9 protein-coding genes are annotated in these 16,768 nt (G+C 57.5%); 6 read left to right on the plus strand and 3 right to left on the minus strand.

The features are described 5' to 3' along the window. Positions 1-160: 160 nt before the first annotated feature. The 6 genes from AABM55_RS05655 to AABM55_RS05680 all read left to right on the plus strand — a co-directional run bounded on the left by AABM55_RS05655 (position 161) and on the right by AABM55_RS05680 (position 7,228). Entirely contained in the window at positions 161-646 is a 486-nt protein-coding gene (locus AABM55_RS05655) for a CS1 type fimbrial major subunit (RefSeq protein WP_347929037.1), read from the plus strand. A 109-nt stretch (positions 647-755) separates the two neighbouring features. Continuing rightward, positions 756-3,278 (plus strand): CS1-pili formation C-terminal domain-containing protein, encoded by a 2,523-nt coding sequence (locus tag AABM55_RS05660; protein WP_347929038.1) that lies wholly within the window; start codon positions 756-758, stop codon positions 3,276-3,278. Positions 3,279-3,312: 34 nt separating this feature from the next. Further along, the gene (locus tag AABM55_RS05665; protein WP_347929039.1) at positions 3,313-4,578 is read left to right on the plus strand and encodes a hypothetical protein; all 1,266 of its coding nucleotides are present in this window, start codon (positions 3,313-3,315) and stop codon (positions 4,576-4,578) included. A gap of 43 nt (positions 4,579-4,621) precedes the next feature. Beyond that, positions 4,622-5,362 (plus strand): molecular chaperone, encoded by a 741-nt coding sequence (locus AABM55_RS05670; RefSeq protein WP_347929040.1) that lies wholly within the window; start codon positions 4,622-4,624, stop codon positions 5,360-5,362. A 4-nt stretch (positions 5,363-5,366) separates the two neighbouring features. After that, complete coding sequence (locus tag AABM55_RS05675) at positions 5,367-5,867, plus strand: CS1 type fimbrial major subunit (RefSeq protein ID WP_347929041.1); 501 nt, start codon at positions 5,367-5,369, stop codon at positions 5,865-5,867. A gap of 131 nt (positions 5,868-5,998) precedes the next feature. Continuing rightward, on the plus strand, positions 5,999-7,228 hold the full coding sequence (locus AABM55_RS05680; RefSeq protein WP_347929042.1) for a hypothetical protein: 1,230 nt from the start codon (positions 5,999-6,001) through the stop codon (positions 7,226-7,228). Positions 7,229-7,299: 71 nt separating this feature from the next. On the opposite strand, the gene AABM55_RS05685 is transcribed toward AABM55_RS05680, so the two are convergent. The 3 genes from AABM55_RS05685 to AABM55_RS05695 all read right to left on the minus strand — a co-directional run bounded on the left by AABM55_RS05685 (position 7,300) and on the right by AABM55_RS05695 (position 16,445). After that, positions 7,300-12,372 carry an NEL-type E3 ubiquitin ligase domain-containing protein gene (locus tag AABM55_RS05685; protein WP_347929043.1) on the minus strand — a complete coding sequence of 1,691 codons (5,073 nt, stop codon included), beginning with the start codon at positions 12,370-12,372 and terminating at the stop codon, positions 7,300-7,302. A gap of 166 nt (positions 12,373-12,538) precedes the next feature. Further along, positions 12,539-15,685 (minus strand): transglycosylase domain-containing protein, encoded by a 3,147-nt coding sequence (locus tag AABM55_RS05690; RefSeq protein WP_347929044.1) that lies wholly within the window; start codon positions 15,683-15,685, stop codon positions 12,539-12,541. A gap of 301 nt (positions 15,686-15,986) precedes the next feature. Then, complete coding sequence (locus AABM55_RS05695; protein ID WP_347929045.1) at positions 15,987-16,445, minus strand: transposase; 459 nt, start codon at positions 16,443-16,445, stop codon at positions 15,987-15,989. Positions 16,446-16,768 lie beyond the last annotated feature (323 nt).

Genomic DNA, 16,768 nt, shown 5'->3' on the forward strand with positions numbered 1-16,768 from the left:
CTACCTGTTCTTAGGAAGTTGCGTACTTACTTTCTCAACGGATTTGACGATCATTCTCCGGCGTCGAAAGTTAAGAGAATTCGCCATCGTTGTATTGAGTGGTATTCGCATTTCAAGACTTTTCTCGGCCCAATCCTTTGAAATAGACAGGTACTTAATAATGTTCAAGAAGTTTGCAGTCGCCGTTCCGATGACCCTCCTGGCCCTGAGCTCTTCAATGGCGTTCGCTGCGGATGAAGCGCGCTCGTCCATCAACATCAGCGCTAATATCCCCACCTGGCAATTCCACGCCCAACCGGTGAATCCTGACTTCGGTAAAGATGAAAAAATGTCCTGGAACGTGGTAACCGAGAGCTTGGCCCCGCTGCGTGCGACTTACGATATTCGCCACTCTCTCGGTTCGGTCAATGCTTATGTGGAAGGTGGTCCGCAACCCCTGCACAACGGCAAAGACTTCCTCGCGCTGACCTACGTCTTCAACGGCGTAACCTTGACCGGTACTTCCAAAGAAGTGGTCGGCGATACCGAATCCAACGCGGGCATGCGGGCTGATCTGGTGATTAGCGCCGCCCTGCCGGGCAGCACTCAGACAGGTGTTTACACGGCCAATCCAGTCGTGGTTTTCGATGCCGTTCCGCGCATCTAAGTCAGCCATGACTTAAGGCTCAGCCTTATTCGTTAGCACTTACCGGTCGATGGGTAGCCACTGCCTGTCGATCGGGTTTCAACGCATTTATCTTCAGAGTATTTCGTTCATGTTCCCGATGACTCCCATCGCGACGGCGCTTGCCCTATGTTTTTGTGCAACCGCCCTGGCCGCGCCAGCGGATAACGGCCACACGCCCCGAAGTTTGCTTGCGCAAGCCAAGGGTTTACCGAGCGAGTTCGAAGAGCACTTCTTTGATGTGCCGCTGGCGGTGCGCGTGGAACTTGATCAACAATTTCTCGGTGAAGCGATGGTCGTGTTGACCCGCGACGATCGAATCACCCTGGTTGACTTCAATGATGTCGGCGACAGCACAATCCAGCCCAGCGAACGCGACATCTGGGCCAACCATCTGAAACAAGGCGTGACGCTGGGCGCCTGCCAGGCCAACTGCCCCGAACAACTGTTGGCCGTGCACTACAGCCTCGAAAACTCGTTGGTGTCGATTCTCACGGAGAACGCCGAACGGGACGATCAAGTGCAGCAGTATTACAACCTGCCCGAAGGCGGCAGCACTGGCTTGATCGTGCGCAACCAGTTGAACCTCAATGGTGGCCAGAACCAGGACCTCGGGGGTCGTTACGGTCTGGAAGCCAGCAGCAGCCTGGGCAACTGGACCCAAGCGGTCAACATGCAGCTGTCGCGCCTGGGCGGTGTCGACAACCAGACCTATCACGCGGTGCATGAGCTTTTCACCCAGCGTGAATTGCAGGGCAACTTTCTGCGCCTGGGCTATTTCACGCCCACCTCCGAAGGCCTGACCCGTCAGCCGCGTACGTTTGGCACGAGCCCCGATACCGCGTTGGGCGTCATGTATGGCAGCTCCGACAGCCTGGCGATCAACAATCCGAAACCGGCGGTTTATCCGATCTATGTCACGGCCAATCGACTGGGCTCTGTGGAAATTTACCGCGACGGATTGCTGATCAACACTCAGGCAGTCCCGGCAGGGTTGCAGACCCTCGATACGCGTCCGCTGCCCGGCGGGATTTATGAAGTGGAAGTGCGCCTGATCGAAGACGGCCAGATCACCTCCAGCACCCTGGAGCTGGTCTACAAGCCGAGCAATTGGCGCAATCATGACGAGCGCTGGCGCTACAACCTGTTCGCCGGTCGCGAATCCAAATTGCTCAGCAACTGGGAACAGCAGGCCGCTGGCGACATGACCGCCGGTGCCGCATTCAACTTCCTGTGGCACCCGCGTGTGATCCTCGGCCTGACAGGGCGGCAGGTCCGCGACTCGCTGCAATACGGCACGTCGGTTGACTGGACGATCGTCAACAACGCCAGCCTTTTCGCCAACGTCTACAGAACCGAAGACTACGGCACCGGCCTCGATGTGCAGGGACTGTATTCCTATGGCAGCGGTAGCCTCGTCGCCAGCCATAACCGCAGCTGGCTCGACACCACTCGGCTGTACGACACCCTGCCGGACGGCACGCGCGTGCGGCAGCGCAACGTCTTTATCGGTCAGACCAGCAACTCTTCCTTATCGTTGAATCATCGACTCACCAGTAAAAGTTCGGTCAATGCCCGGGTGTCCCACAGCGAGGGCAACACCGAAGGCGTCGGCCTGGATCTGGGATGGAACCAACGCACTCAACTGTTCGGCAGCGATGCCAACTGGCGCCTGTCGTTGTTCGACCGTCCGGGTAGTTTCAGTTCGGGCAATGATCGCAATCGCGGCCTCGACCTGAGTGTGAACATCGCGCTGGGCGGCCCGGGAGAGCAGTGGTCCGGCAGCATCGGCACCCGCACCGATCGCGATGGCGGGCGCGATAACAATGCCTCGCTCACCTACCGCAAAGACCTGCAGGATCACCTGCTGCAGAGCGTCTCGGCCACGGCAATCACCGACACCTACGGCATCGGTTTGAACGCGATGGCGTCGATGCAATCGGACCTGGCCAACGGTGACGGGTTTATCCAGCGCTCGTCGTTCAACAACGACCTCACCGGCGGTTTGAACCTGGACAGCACCGTGGCCGTCGGCGGACAAAAAATGGTCATGACCAGCCAATACCACCGCAGTGGTGCGGGCATGATCATCGATGTCGAGTCGGACATCGACGGCATTACCCTGCGCGCCGACGATTTGAGCGGTGGCAGTGCGGTGCTCAAGCCCGGGCGCAATTTTGTGCCGATCACGGCTTACAAAAGCAGCTCGGTCAGTTTCGATTTCGAGGGCACCGATGTCCCCGCCGCGACCATTCAACCGGCCCGTTCCAGCTATCACCTGAACAAGGGCGGGGTGGGCTATCGGCAGATTCGCGTGATGCAAACCCTCACCGTGCTCGGTCGCCTGATCGATCCCCAGGGCAATCCACTCAAGGGCCACCACATCATCAACCACGCCAGTCGCGGGGTCAGCGAAGTGGACGGGTTCTTCTCGATGGAAATGAACGCCGGTTCACCGACCCTCGAAGTGCGTCATGGCAATCAGTTGCTGTGTCAGTTCCGGCTGGACCCAAGCCGTGGGCGTACTGAAAACAATGTGTTGATGATCGGGGATTTGCGCTGCAGCCCAGACACGCTGGCCGATGTTGGCGATGCCGTGCAGAGCGCCGGTTGATGTGTGTTGCGCAATCTCTGGAGTCCATAACTCGATGAATGTTTCGACTGTTTTCCCATGGCGTTCGGTAGTGGCTCTTTTCATAGGGGCCTGCCTGGTTGCGACAAGCCTCCAGGCCGTCGCAGTCGTGCTTCCGATTACAGCCACTTTCAACCCTGAGCCTGGTAACCCACAGAAAAACGAGTTCAAGAACACCACGCGCAATGAAGGATTTTGCTGGGCTTACCCCGCCATCTGCAAAAGTTACGGCATATTCAGTTTGCGTTCTCACGTGAAGGTTGGAGTCCAAGGCGCGATCCAACCCAACCAAGAGGACGTGCGTAAAGGCGCGATGATCAAGACGCCAGCCGCCTGGCGAGCGTTGACGGTGTTGAACCGCGAGACCGGAGAGTCCGCCACGGTCGAGGTGCGCATTGCCGGGATGGGCGGCGTTTACAGGCTCAGCGATTCCGTGATGGAGCTGACAGGGGAAACGGAGTATGTCAGGGCGCATACGGCATTGTGGGGAAGCGACTGGCGAACAGCGCCGGGGCCATGCGTGGCCATCGGCACCACAACCTATTACGGTCACACCGGTTTCCAATTCTTCTGGCTGACGCCTGAAGAAACGGTGTGTGGCAAGCAGGCTAAATTCCTCATTCCCGGGTTTGGTTACGAGTCTCTGGACTTTACTTACGAACTGCGCACGCCAGATCCGCTGAAGATGTCCTCGGGCGTCTACCAGGGCACGCAGGTTTATTCGATCGGCCCTGGCGGCGACTTCGATCTGGGCGATGTCGTCGCGCCCTCGGACAACATTATTCAGCTCGACTTTACCCTGACAGTCGAACACACCCTCAAAGTCGAGATTCCGCCGGGCGGCAACCGGATTGAACTGGTGCCGCAAGGTGGCTGGCAAGCCTGGTTGCAACAGGGCCGTAAACCCACGCGTCTGTTCCGCGACCAGACTTTCAATATCTCGGCCAGTTCGCGCTTCAAGATGAATCTGGAGTGTGAATACACCCAGGACGGCAAGACCTGTTCATTGCGCGAGCCGGTGACCGGTCATGTCGTACCGCTGAACGTCAGCGTCAGTCTTCCCCCTGGCTTGACCGATGCGGGCGGACAGTCTGTCAGTCGTCGGCAGTTACTGCGTGATGGCAGTACTACCAAAATGTTCCAGCCGGGTTTTTATGTCGACCGTAAACCGGGAACCCTGCATTTCGAAATTCCTTCAAGCGACGTGGCAGAGATGATTCGTCCCGGATCACAACGGCAGTACTCGGGAAGCGTGACGGTTATCTGGGATTCAGAGGTTTAGTGCGTCGCGCCATTGCAGCATTCATTCAACGAGGGACAGGACGATGAAACACCTGGTGGCATTATTTGGTTTTTGCTTATTTACCCAAGCGGCTCATGCCGGCCCGAGCATCAATGTCGGGACGGTGTATGACTATCTGGACGGGGACAAAAGTACTTACTTGAAACGCGTGTTCAACGGAGGTGACAGCACCGCGTTCGTCAAGGTCAATATTCTCGAAATTATTTATGAAGCCGATGGCAGCGCACGGGAAGAACCGCTCAAAACCCAGGCCGACGCCACCGCGCGCGATGGTTTGATGGCCAGCCCGGCCCGATTGATCGTGCCGGCCAATGGCATGCAGGGCACACGCCTGTTGTATATGGGCGAGCGTGAGAAAGAGCGGTATTTCCGGGTGCGTTTCGTACCGGTGGTTCCGGAGAAGGAAGACGAGTTCGCCGTCTCCAGCGAAGAACGTGAAGATTACAAGAAAGGCCTGTCCGCCGGGGTCAATGTGCTGGCCGGGTACGGCACGGTATTTTTCGTGCGTCCCAAGGAAACCCGCTTCGACAGCGCGATCGAGAACGACGCGCGCAACTATCGGATTCGCAACAACGGCAACAGCGTGGTGGTGATCGATGAGTTCAAGGACTGCGCGGTGAAAAACGAGCAGGACTGCCAGCCGACGACCAAGCATCACATTCTTGCGGGCCGGACCTTTCAGTTCGAGAAACAGGCCGGTCGCGAATACCACTTCACTCTGGTTGAAGGCGAGAACAGCAAAAAACTCGACGTGAAGGGATAACGCCATGTTCAAGAAACCGTTCCTGGTGTTTTCGTCCGCCGCTTTCGTGCTGGCCAGTGCTTCGGCCTTCGCCGCTCGGGAGGTTCATCAGTTTGATGTGTCGGTCTCTGTTCCTTCCCTGGGGTTTTATGTCATTCCCGCTGATTCAGGCTGGATTCATCAGGAGCAACAACTGCCTTGGAACCTGTCGGCCTCGAAGCTGGGCAGTTTGCGCAAGTATTTCGACGTGAAGAACGAAGCGGGCTCGATCAACGCGCGGCTTGAAGGCCGGCCGTATCTGTCGAACGGCACCGATGCGCATGACATTAATTTACGCGTGTCGTTTAACGGAAAGTTGTTGAGCGAGCAGGGGAGCAGCGAAGTGGTTTCTTTGACTGACGCCGCTCTTGGCAAACGCGTATTGCTCGAAATAGTGCCGATGCCACCCGCCGATGGGGTGTACCAGCCCGGCAAATATTTTGGCAGCGTCAACATGATTTTCAATGCGCTGTTGTCGGGTGCCTGAGGCCGGACGAGATCGCCCATTGCACGAGACGATCCCGCCACACGGCCACAAGCGTTAGAACAAAAAGAAGTGCCGATACTTATGTCTTTGAGTGCAGTCCTTTAACAGTTTTTGCAGGGAGTTTGTGAGCCATGAAGGTAATAAGGGCATTGAAGCCTGCGAAGGCATCGATGGTTGCCGGTGTGTTGTTGGCAGTACTCACTACACCGGTGGTAGCGGTGACCGTGGAAATGAGCGCAATGTTCCGGCCTGATCCGGCAAAGCCGATGCAAAATGCTTTCGAAAACACCACACCACAAGGCGGTTATTGTGGCGATCATCCGTCTTATTGCGACAACGGGGTCTTCAGCATCGCCTTGCCGATTCGTTTCAGGTCAGTCGCGGCCATTCAGCCGTTGCATGACGAACGCCGGGGGCCCATGTTCCGGGTTCCCTCCTCCTGGAAGGAGGTTACGGTCATCAATGACAGTACCGGTGAACCCGAGACAGTTAAAATGCGCATCAACGGGATAGGGGCGGCCTATACGATCAAAGCGCCTCTTACACCCGGTGTCTGGCAAGCCTCTTGGGTATATGCGCCTCCCCCCTGTCAGGCTGGCGGAGTGGGTTATGGTCATGCCTTGTACTACGCTTTTTTTTGGCGAGTGCCGGCTAATGCAGGTGTTTGCTCGAAACAAGCACAGCAGCTGATTCCTGAGTCACTCCAGTTTGCCTATCAGGATGTAAGTTTCTCCTATGAACTTATTACCCCCGATCCGCTAAAGATGTCGGCCGGCACTTACCGGGGGGTATTGAACTATACCGTCGGGCCTCATAAAGACTTCGACATGGGCGACATCTTGTTGCCCGATGATGATTTGATAACCCTTAACTTCACCCTGACGGTCGAACATACGCTCAAGGTCGAGATTCCACCGGGCGGCAATCGCGTTGAGCTGGTGCCACAGGGCGGCTGGCAGGCCTGGCTGACTCAGGGGCGCAAGCCAACGCGGCTGTTTCGTGATCAGACGTTCAATATTTCGACGTCGAGTCGTTTCAAGATGCTCGTGGAATGCCAGATTCCGGGGCTGTTCGATTGCATGATCCGTGACCCGGTTTCACAACGCGCAGCCACGGTGCAGCTCAGTGTCAGCCTGCCCAATGGCTTGACGGACGTCAGCGGGCAACCGGTCAAACGTCGTCCGTTGCACTTGGGGGAGGTGAATGCGCAAGCATTCAAACCTGGGTTTTATGTGGATCGGGCTCCAGGTGTTTTGCACTTCGAAATTGCACGCTCTTACGTGGACTACATGTTGAAACCCGGCGTAGCGGCCAACTATTTTGGGAGTATCACGGTGATCTGGGACTCCGAAGTGGGATAACTGCGAGGCGCGAACCGGTTTGCCTGTAAAGCCCTGAAAGCCGGTCCGCAAGCCTTCAGGGCGGGTTACCTCTATACGGCCTTGCGCAACGCCTCGCGCGTCAACCGCCTGCTCAGCTGCTGCTCCTCGTAGCCGATGTCGTTCAACAATCTGCCATAGGCCTCATCACTCATGTCCTCATCGGTGAGTACAACGCTGTCGTCGACGTTAAATTGCCTGGCGAGGTCCTGGACGCGTTGTTTGAGTGCCCGTCGTTGAGCAATCTGCATGCCTTTGGAACGGGCCCAGGCGTGTTGAGCTTCGCGCAACTGATCCAGCAGGTCGGTCTTGTTTTCGTACAGTCGGGCATTGCGCCTGAATTCGATCGGGTAGGTGTTGCGCAGGTATTTCTCCCAGAACGGCTGTTCGAGCATGTCGTTGATCAAGCCATCGCCGGCTTCCATCGACATCACTGTGTTGAAGGCCGTGTCGAGGGTTTTTGCGCTCACGCCAGCCACTCGTCGATGCAACATGATCTCCGATTGCCACGGCAAATCGAGGCGTTGCGCCAGACCGCTCTCATAGGCGAGGTACACCTCAACCTCATCGGGATTACCCGGTCGGCTGCCGAAATCGGCACGTGCAATGTCATCCACCCGCGCGAGACGAGCGGCGCCTTTGGCCAGGTTGACCAGTCGGCTTTCAAGGAACGCGCCTGACGTCGACAAGGCGTAGGCTTCAGACGCGAGGACCTTGATGCCCATATGGTTGAACACCTGGGCCCCGGCATCAGCGCAGGTGGTAGGCGCTGTCGCCATCTCGAACAGTTCCTTGCGCAACTCGCTGTCCAGGTCGATGGCCTCGACCATTCGCCATACCCGGCTGCTGAGCTGTTTGCGCCATTCACCGTCGGCCCGGTAATCGGCCGAGAGCGTCTGTTTCTGGATCAAGGAGAAAAAATCTGCAGAGCCAGGCTCGGTCATCAAGTCGTGCCAGGCTTCCTGCCGGAAAGTGCCCAGCCCGGAGACCTCGGCACTCCACCATTGAGAGTCGTCGTTCATTGGCCATTGGGCCATCGCATCGGTAGCGGCGTCGGTATAGAGCTGCTTGGAAGAAATGCCGACCGAGCGCCGATAGTCTTTGAAAATGACCAGATTTACCTCTGAAAGATTCCTTTCGTACAAACGGGTTCGCGCCACGATGAATGCATCCTCCGAGCCGGGTACGACGGTCGGAATTCTACTGATCGGGTTCTCCTGCAGATCCAGGAAAAAACCACGCGGTCGACGCTTGCCGACGGGCGCGAAAAGGCCGTCGGGCCAGGTGGTTGCGCCCGTGTTGCTCAAACTCAGGATGCTCAGCTTGGGCATGCGTTCAACGTTCGGTAACCTCGTCAATTGCGGGTTGTCATCGAGCCTGAGCGTTTCCATATGGGTCAGGTTTTTCAGGTGTTCGACAGCCGAGGGTGTCAACGTGATGTCGTTGTTCATCAGCCGCAAAGTACGCAGGTGATGCATCTTGCCAATGCTTGCAGGCAGCTGCGTCAATCCGCAGCTCCTGGCACTCAGTTGCCGAAGATGAGGAAAGTCGTTCAACAGGCCGGAGGCGGTTTCGGAAAAGGTCGTGCGGTCCAGGTTCAAGGTGCCGATTTGATCGAGGTAGTGCTTGATATCCGGCAGCTCTTTCCACCAGCGTTCGAGATCAAGAACATCGAACTCTGTTGACAGATCCAGCGCATAGCCGCCGTCGGCGGTGATACTGCGTTCGCCGAAGACGGTGGGTTTTCTTTTAAAACAATCGACGAGCCGTTCGAAAATGTGTAGCCCGCCGCCTCGCACGAACCCTTGTCGATCCGGCCCCCACGTCTCGGGTTGCCGGTATCGCCAGCGATGGAGCAGCACGCGAAGATCATCCAGTTCGCGGTCCAGTCGTGTCAGTGTCCGATGCCCTTGCTCTTGCGAGCCCAGGGATCGAACAAAGGTATTGACCTCCCTGTCGTTGAAGTGGGGGTAGATGTCCTGCACCCGTTCGTCGAGCGTGGCAGCGGTGGTGGAAAAGCCGGGACCGCGCAACAGCAGCATGTCTTCATGGTCAGCCAACGGCCGGATCGGCGGTGCGGCGAGCGCTGTTCGGCGTTCGGCAGGCGTCTCGGTCTTGACCATCACCCATTGCTTGAAAAATGCACCCTGGCCAGGCCGATAACCCAATTGCGTTTGTTGGTTTTTCGGCAAGGCCTTGAGCACGGCTTCGAAAAAGTCTGCGGCTTCATGCAGTTTGTGGTTTTCAGCGTCCCAGACTTCGAATCGGTTCACGTCATCCTTGACCAGTATCCGGACCGTCGACGCGTCCTGCACACCCACACTGCCACGCAGTGGTCCGGCATCGCTGCCTTCGCGAACCTCGATGCGCAATTGCGCGAACGTGTCGGTATGAATCCTGAGCGCGTTCAGTACCAGACTTTCGGTTTCGGGCACCCACTGCGCGCCATCGTGAAAGCCTTCGTACGCATGGTTGGTCCGTGCTTCGAAGGCCGCTTCACGCGCGCGGATCTTGAGGCGCAACGGTAGGCGTTGCTCCTGAGTCATGCGCACGAGGTCTGCACCCTCGCTACTGTTCAACAGCGTCTGCGCCGCTCGGGACGGCAGCTCTGGAAATGCCTGACGAATGAGACGGACCTGCGGATCGTCGGACGCTTCTGCCCCCTGATACAGCTGATTGACGATATCGGCGTTCAGGCGGTTTGCTTCGTCCGCCAGACGATTTCGCAGCGCTTGCACCTGTTCGTTGTTGGCGATTGGTCGACCGAGCACCGCTTGCAGCTCTTCTTCGCTGAGGAGCTCGACAAGGCTTGGCGCAAACCGCTCGCTCAGGAGGTGGGACAGACTGGTGGAAAGGGTTTGCTCGTCGCTCGCGTCGGCATTGCCGTACTGGCGGAACCGCCCTGACATGTCGGCGTTTTCATAGACCTTCAGGGCTTTATCCGAAGGCCAGCCGTCCAGGTAAGTCGCCAGCGGTTCAAACCAGTAAGACGATGGGTCCAGAGACCGGCCTGCTCGAATTCGCTGAATGGTTTGTCGGGTCTGGCGCTGGATGTTCAAGCGTTTGAGGCTGTCGTCCAGTAACGGTGGCGGGGCCGTGTTGTCGACGTACATCCGACGCAAGGCACCGTCGTCGGTACCACTGGCGATGCGAACTTGCTCCAGCTCTGCGTCGCTGAAACCGTCCACGGAGTGGCCGAGACGACGCATCAGTGTCGGGCTTGCCCACGCGCGTGGATTTTCGCCTTCGTGAGTCCAGGCACCGAGACCGTTGTGTTTCAACTGCGGTGAATAGGTGTTGGAACGGTGTGGATGCTTGACGCGATAGCTACCCGTTTTCGGGTCTTGCTGCACGGCATAATGTTTTTCATCCAGCGGCAGAATGTCCTGGCCTTCGTGGGAGTGAATACCCAACGCGTCGGGCCTGGAGTTGGTCGGTAACGTGTAATCGGGCAGTTCGTAAGATTTGAGATCGGGGTGCCACAGGCGGGGCTGGCCGTTGGGCAGTTCCACTGGTTTCATGCCTTCGATCAACGGCGAGAGCTTCAAGCGAGCGAACTGGCCAATCTGCGCGCCCGCCGCAAAGGCCGCCAGCTGAACGACGTCGGTCACCACACCTACGATATGCTCGGCGGCTTCGATCCACAGGCCTTCTGCCAGGTCGACGATGGATTCGATGACGTCGTTGGCGATCTGATACGCGGTGTAGGCCATCATCAATTCGCCCAGTCCCGGGACGAAGGGGGTGGCGATCATCAGCGCGACGTTGAAGAGGTCCGAGACTATTTTTTTGAAATTGTCCCACCAGGCCCAACGGGCGTTGCGATCGGTATCGGCGGTGGACACGGCAATGTGTCGGGCGTCATTGAGGATCTTGTTCAGTTTTTGCTGGTAAAGGTACTCCCAGAATTCGCCGGTGATCGGTGCGGCGCTGAATTGCAGATTGGGCTTGGTGACCGGGACTTCCTGCCAGCCAGGACTCTGGTCCAGCGGTTCTTTCTGATGCCATTTCACCTCGAACAGGCGTTGTTGCAACCCGCCGAAAAAATGCCCGCGCTGTTGCTGATCGACGAACCGGCTGAAGTACTGCTGGTAAGTCATTCCTGTGGACGATATGACGTCGTTGTCGCGCAGCTGGCGAGTCAGTTCATTCATGAACGCGACGGTTGACGGGTACTCTTTCAGTGGATGCTCAGGGTCCTGTGGGACATAAGCGATCACCGGCGTAACGTCGCGGATTTTTTGTTCCGGGCTCGATGTAATCAACACGACTCCGGTCAGGAGCTTGTCCAGGATGGACAGTTCAGCGAACTGCATCACCCGGCCTTTGCGGGTGAGGTTGCGTTGGCCATCGAGCATCATCAGGATCAGGTCGCGGGCATCGGCGTCGATGTCGCCGGTCATCACCGCCTGTTGCGCAGCCGCTTTAAAGGCGGCTTTCTCGCTCTCGACAATGTTGAGTTTCAAAAAGCCCTGTGCGAGGCCGTCACTGGGCAGCAACTGTTCTTCGAGGTATTGGGTATAGCGCGCGCCAATGTCCAGTTCGCGGCACAGGGCCTGGAACTGGGCGATGGAGATTTTGCGTTTGATCGCCAGGATGTCGAAGTGCCCGCGAGCATCGGGCTGGCTGATGAAGTCGGAGTCTGGCTCACAGGTTTCAGTACGCGCGAAGTTGTGTAAGGCGGCGTCCAGCAGCGAAACGGTTCGGGTGACAACGCCGCCGGACGTGTTGATGACATACCAAGGGCGTTCCTTGGGTAGATAGAGGTGCAAGTAAGTGGTTCTGACATTGGCATTGACGCCGAACTGTTTTATCAGTGCGTGGGTGAGTAGGGGTTCTGCGAACTCATAAACGTCTTGTAACTTATCAATAAACCGGTCCACCTTGTTTTGAGCGGACCAGAGTTTAAGGTTGGCCTCTTGTAACAGCGTGTGATCGAAGTCTGTGGCTGTGGTTATCCATTGCGCAGCCCGTGTTTTTGTGAGGCTAAGCTCCCGAACCCTTTGCAATGAAGTGTTCTTGAAAGCGGGGTGGATCCGGCTCTTGATGAAGTCGTAATGGCGGCCTTTATTATCGCTTGCCTCCAGTGCCTGGCGAGCAGAGATACTTCCTTGTAAATCAGACATGCTTTTAATAAACCTTGAGTCTTTATCGGGAGTATCAGCCTAACGCCCGAGGCTCAAAGTAATAGCCTGAATTTCAACTGTTAAACAGGTGTTCGCGCGGATAAGGCATTGAAATTTACAATGCCGAAAACAACTAATTACTACCTTCCTTTAATGTTCTGCTTCATCAGCGCTGCGCTACGTTGACAGGCAGACACAGCGTGTTGCTCCCCGGTTGCAAATACGGTGTGAGAATCGGTGCCATGCCCTTGAGTACCTGCACCGGCAATGCCGAGGTGAATTTGAAGGCTTCGGCCGAGGCGCCTGGCACGAAGGCGGTGAGGGTGCCGAAGTGATGCTCGCCAATGTAGAACACGAACGTGGCGGTGCGGTTGATCGATTTCGAGCTCAGCACCCGTCCGCCGGAGCCGAAGGCTTCAATGCGGTTGTCACCGGTGCCGGTCTTGCCGCCCATGGCCAGCGGGGTGCCGTTTGGCAGTTTGAACGTACCGGCGACCCGTTTGGCGGTACCGGCGTCGACCACTTGCGACAACGCTTCGCGCATCGCCGTCGCCACTTCGGACGGCATCACGCGTTTGCCTTTGTCCGGGTCATTGATCACCGTTGTTTCATACGGCGTGCCGGCGGCGAAATGCAGGCTGTCGATGCGCAAGGTCGGCATCCGCACGCCATCGTTGAGGATCGTCCCGATCAGCTCTGCCAGAGCCGCTGGCCGATCGCCGGAGCTGCCGATGGCGGTGGCCAGTGACGGCACCAGGTGATCGAACGGGTAGCCGACTTTCTGCCAGCGCTGGTGAATGTCGAGGAAGGCTTCGATCTCCAGCATGGTCCGGATGCGGCTGTCGCGAGCGCTCTTGTGCCGGCTCTTGAACAGCCAGCTGTAGACTTCCTGACGCTCGAATTCACTGGCTTTGACGATCTGGCTGAACTTGGCGTCGGGGTGGTTCAGCAAGTAGCCCATCAGCCACAGATCCAGTGGGTGGACCTTGGCGATGAAGCCTTGATCGGGCAGGTCAAAGGCGCCTGGTCCGTAGGTTTTATAGAGTTTTTCCAGGCGCTCGTCAGTGAGCTTTTCGTTGATCTTGCCGGCGGTTCTGTCGATATTCTTATCGGTATTTTTGGCCGTTTTCAGGTGTGCGCGGACAAAGCTGTTGAAGCTTTCCTGACTGGCTTCGGGCAGCAGGTAACGGTGCACCGCGGCCAGACGAATCGCCGTCGGGTGCATGCTGTCGAGGAAGGTCTCGAGGCGAGCCTGGGTGTCTTTTTTCTGGTACTTCTTCCAGAAGCGCAGTAAAAACGCGGTGCCTTCGTGGTCGGCGAATTGCGCCAGATATTCCTGGCGCCGTGGGTTGTCATCGTCACTGAGCAACTGGCCGCTGCTGTTGGGCCCCGAGTAAGTGCTGTAGCGCACCAGGTCGCGCATCAGGCGAATGAACGGCAGGTTGATCGATTCGCGCAGGGCATCGCGCAGGGTCGGGCTGCGACCGTTGTCTTCCTTGCGGAAGTTGTGAAAGGTGTGCAGGCCGCCACCGGTGAAAAATGATTCGCCGGGGTTGGCCGAGTACGTACGGTTGAGCGCCGCATCGAGCATTTTCGGCAGGCTGCGGTCGGTGTTCTGGATCAGGTAATCGACGGCCCAGCGGCTAATCACGTCCTGCTCGGGGACCGCGGTTTTTTTCAGCTCGGCCGGTGACTGGTCGCCATAACGGTCGTGCAGTTCGGAGATGATTTGCAGGTAGGAGGTCAACACCCGCAGTTTGGCGGTGGAGCCCAGTTCCAGTTTGCTGCCTTCGTTGATGTCGAAGGGCTGATCGGTGCTGTCGGTCTGCACGCGCACCCGCGAGCCATCGGGGGTCCGCTCGAACAGGGTGAAGCTGTAACGCACCTGGGTCGTGCTGGTGGGGGTCAGCAAGTGTTCGCCAAGCAGGCCCAGTTGCGCCGCGTAGGTCGGGTCGGCCAAATGCTTGAGGTACGCGGTGGCCTTGGTTTGCAGGTCGTACTGCAAGGTGCTGGTGGCCGACAGGTCAAGGCGATCGAGGTCATACAAAGGACGATTGAGCAGGGCGGCCAGCCGACTGCGCGCCACACTGATGCCCTTGTTGGATTCGATCGGTTGAATGGTCGGTTGTTGTTGCCAGTCGCGGTAGGTCACCTTGCTGGCCAGTGCGGCAGCGGCCAGCGGGTCGTCGATCACGCCGTTTTGTGCGAGCAGGCGGATGTGGCTGTCGGTGAGTTCTGCCAGTTCGTCACGGCCATTGGCCAAGTAATGTGAAGGCCGACGCTGGGCGATCATCAGTGACAGTACCTGACGCAGGGCCAGACCGCGTTGAGACAGACTCAGCGGGTCACTGGCAACACTCGTCAGGGCTTTATTGACCTGATTGAAATCGGCGCCGTACCACACGCGCAACCCTTCGGCCATGCCATGCACTTCACCATGACCAGGCACGGCTGACAGCGGCACGCTGTTGAGGTAATCGCGCACGATATTTTGACGAGCCGTGAGGGTTTGCGGGCCATCCTGATAAGCGCGCACGCTGGCGGAAATCATCTGGCGGATTTTCTCGCTGCCCGACACCGTGAGGCCATCGGGTGAGTGGCGGTATTTTTCCAGCTGAGTGGCCAGGGTGCTGCCACCGGCAGTCTGACCGGGCAGGTGCAGCAGTTTGGCGATTTGCGACCAGGCCGCCTTGCCAAAACGCGGCCAGTCCACAGCGGGGTTGGCCAGGGGTTGTTTGGGGTCGAGCAGGTCGCGGTTCTCGATGAATAGCAGGCTGTGCACCACCAGCGGCGGGATAGCGGCAAAGCTCGAATACAGCTGCTGCGGATAGTTGTACTGATACAACGGCAAGGCGCGGCAGTCGGTAATGGATAAACCGGCCTGGATTTTTTCCGCGTAGGGCACGAAGAAGCCCTTTTCGCTGTAGTTGAACAGTTTCGGTGAGAAACGGGTTTGCGCAGAGATCATGTAGCCACGCTTGAGCAAGCGCGGCAAAAACTCACCCAGAGAACTGTAGCCCAGGCGTTTGTCGAAAGGCCCGGCACCCGGATAGAAAATCGAATCGCTGGGCCCCGGTTGCATCGAGTAACTCAGCGATGCAGCAAACTGGCTGAATTCGCGCGCCTGCAGTTTCGAGGTACGCATTTCCTTGGAGGCTGCCCAACCGAGCGCGACCAGAGTAATCAATAACAGCAACCAGAACAGCCGCCAGCCATAACGACGACGGCGAGGTTTTTTCGGTGAAGGCGCTTCTTCCACGTTGTCAGTTGGCACAACAGCTTCACTCGAATCGGATTGCCACAAAGCGCCCATAGTCGATTGATCCATTTACGTAGATTGATCGGACTTGTCTGAAGCTTAGTCGCTGGTTGGAACTGGTGAAAAATTTGTGAATGCAAAAAAACACGAACCCATCACTGACCGTGGCGAGGGAGCAGGTACCCCCGAACGTCAATGTGGCGAGGGAGCTTGCTCCCGCTGGAGTGCGAAGCAGTCCCAAACCTGCGAGCGCGGTTTGTCAGGTGAATTGCGTTTATCTGTTCTGCGGCGGCTTCGCCCCCGAGCGGGAGCAAGCTCCCTCGCCACAAAAGCAGGAACCGCTCTAATGATGTGGTCAGAGCCAGCTTGCATCCCAGAGTGGATAGTCTCCGATGTTTTCCACCAACCCGGCCCGCAATGGGTTGGCGACGATGTATCGGGCGAATGGGCGCAGGTCTTCACCGTCGCGTATTGCCCTGTCGTGGTAACCGCTTTGCCAGAAGGCTCCTGAGCCATTGACCGCTCTATTGATAGTGAGTGTGCTACGAGATTTGATTGATTGCATGACCTGAGACAGGGTGCCTTGCTTCAGTTCAAGCAACCAGTGGAAATGATCAGGCATGACGACCCAGGCCAGAGAGTAGATTTGATTTCTTTCATGAGCCCGTTTCATTTCTGTTACCAGCAATCGGCCTATACGCCAGTCGGCGAAGAGCGGGCACCGCTGGTGAACGACGGTCGTGACCATATAGGCCCGTCCGGGTTCAGAGTACCTGCCACGGTGTAGACAATGAGAGTTTGGGCGGGGATGCATTCCATTGCGTCCTTAGGTCTGGGGTATCAATTGACCTTAGCTGCCCAGCCATGGAGTCGAAGCTGCCACTGCTGAGTGAAAAGTCCGAAAACACTGAAGTCCTCAATGTGGCGAGGGAGCTTGCTCCCGCTGGAGTGCGAAGCAGTCCCAAACCTGCGAGCGCGGTTTGTCAGGTGAATTGCGTTTATCTGTTCTGCGGGGGCTTCGCCCCCGAGCGGGAGCAAGCTCCCTCGCCACGGGGGCTGGTGGTTGTCTGAGAGTATTGGGCTAGAGCCATCAAGCCGGTAAATACGGCCTAGGTAGGGGCATGACGCCGCACCATT

The sequence above is a fragment of the Pseudomonas helvetica genome, from assembly GCF_039908645.1.
Lineage (GTDB): Bacteria > Pseudomonadota > Gammaproteobacteria > Pseudomonadales > Pseudomonadaceae > Aquipseudomonas > Aquipseudomonas helvetica.

Excerpts from the sequence above, each read along its gene's own strand:
- AABM55_RS05655 (WP_347929037.1), top strand. The coding sequence starts at position 161 with ATGTTCAAGAAGTTTGCAGTCGCCGTTCCGATGACCCTCCTGGCCCTG.
- AABM55_RS05660 (WP_347929038.1), top strand. The coding sequence starts at position 756 with ATGTTCCCGATGACTCCCATCGCGACGGCGCTTGCCCTATGTTTTTGT.
- AABM55_RS05665 (WP_347929039.1), top strand. The coding sequence starts at position 3,313 with ATGAATGTTTCGACTGTTTTCCCATGGCGTTCGGTAGTGGCTCTTTTC.
- AABM55_RS05670 (WP_347929040.1), top strand. The coding sequence starts at position 4,622 with ATGAAACACCTGGTGGCATTATTTGGTTTTTGCTTATTTACCCAAGCG.
- AABM55_RS05675 (WP_347929041.1), top strand. The coding sequence starts at position 5,367 with ATGTTCAAGAAACCGTTCCTGGTGTTTTCGTCCGCCGCTTTCGTGCTG.
- AABM55_RS05680 (WP_347929042.1), top strand. The coding sequence starts at position 5,999 with ATGAAGGTAATAAGGGCATTGAAGCCTGCGAAGGCATCGATGGTTGCC.
- AABM55_RS05685 (WP_347929043.1), bottom strand. The coding sequence starts at position 12,372 with ATGTCTGATTTACAAGGAAGTATCTCTGCTCGCCAGGCACTGGAGGCA.
- AABM55_RS05690 (WP_347929044.1), bottom strand. The coding sequence starts at position 15,685 with ATGGGCGCTTTGTGGCAATCCGATTCGAGTGAAGCTGTTGTGCCAACT.
- AABM55_RS05695 (WP_347929045.1), bottom strand. The coding sequence starts at position 16,445 with ATGCATCCCCGCCCAAACTCTCATTGTCTACACCGTGGCAGGTACTCT.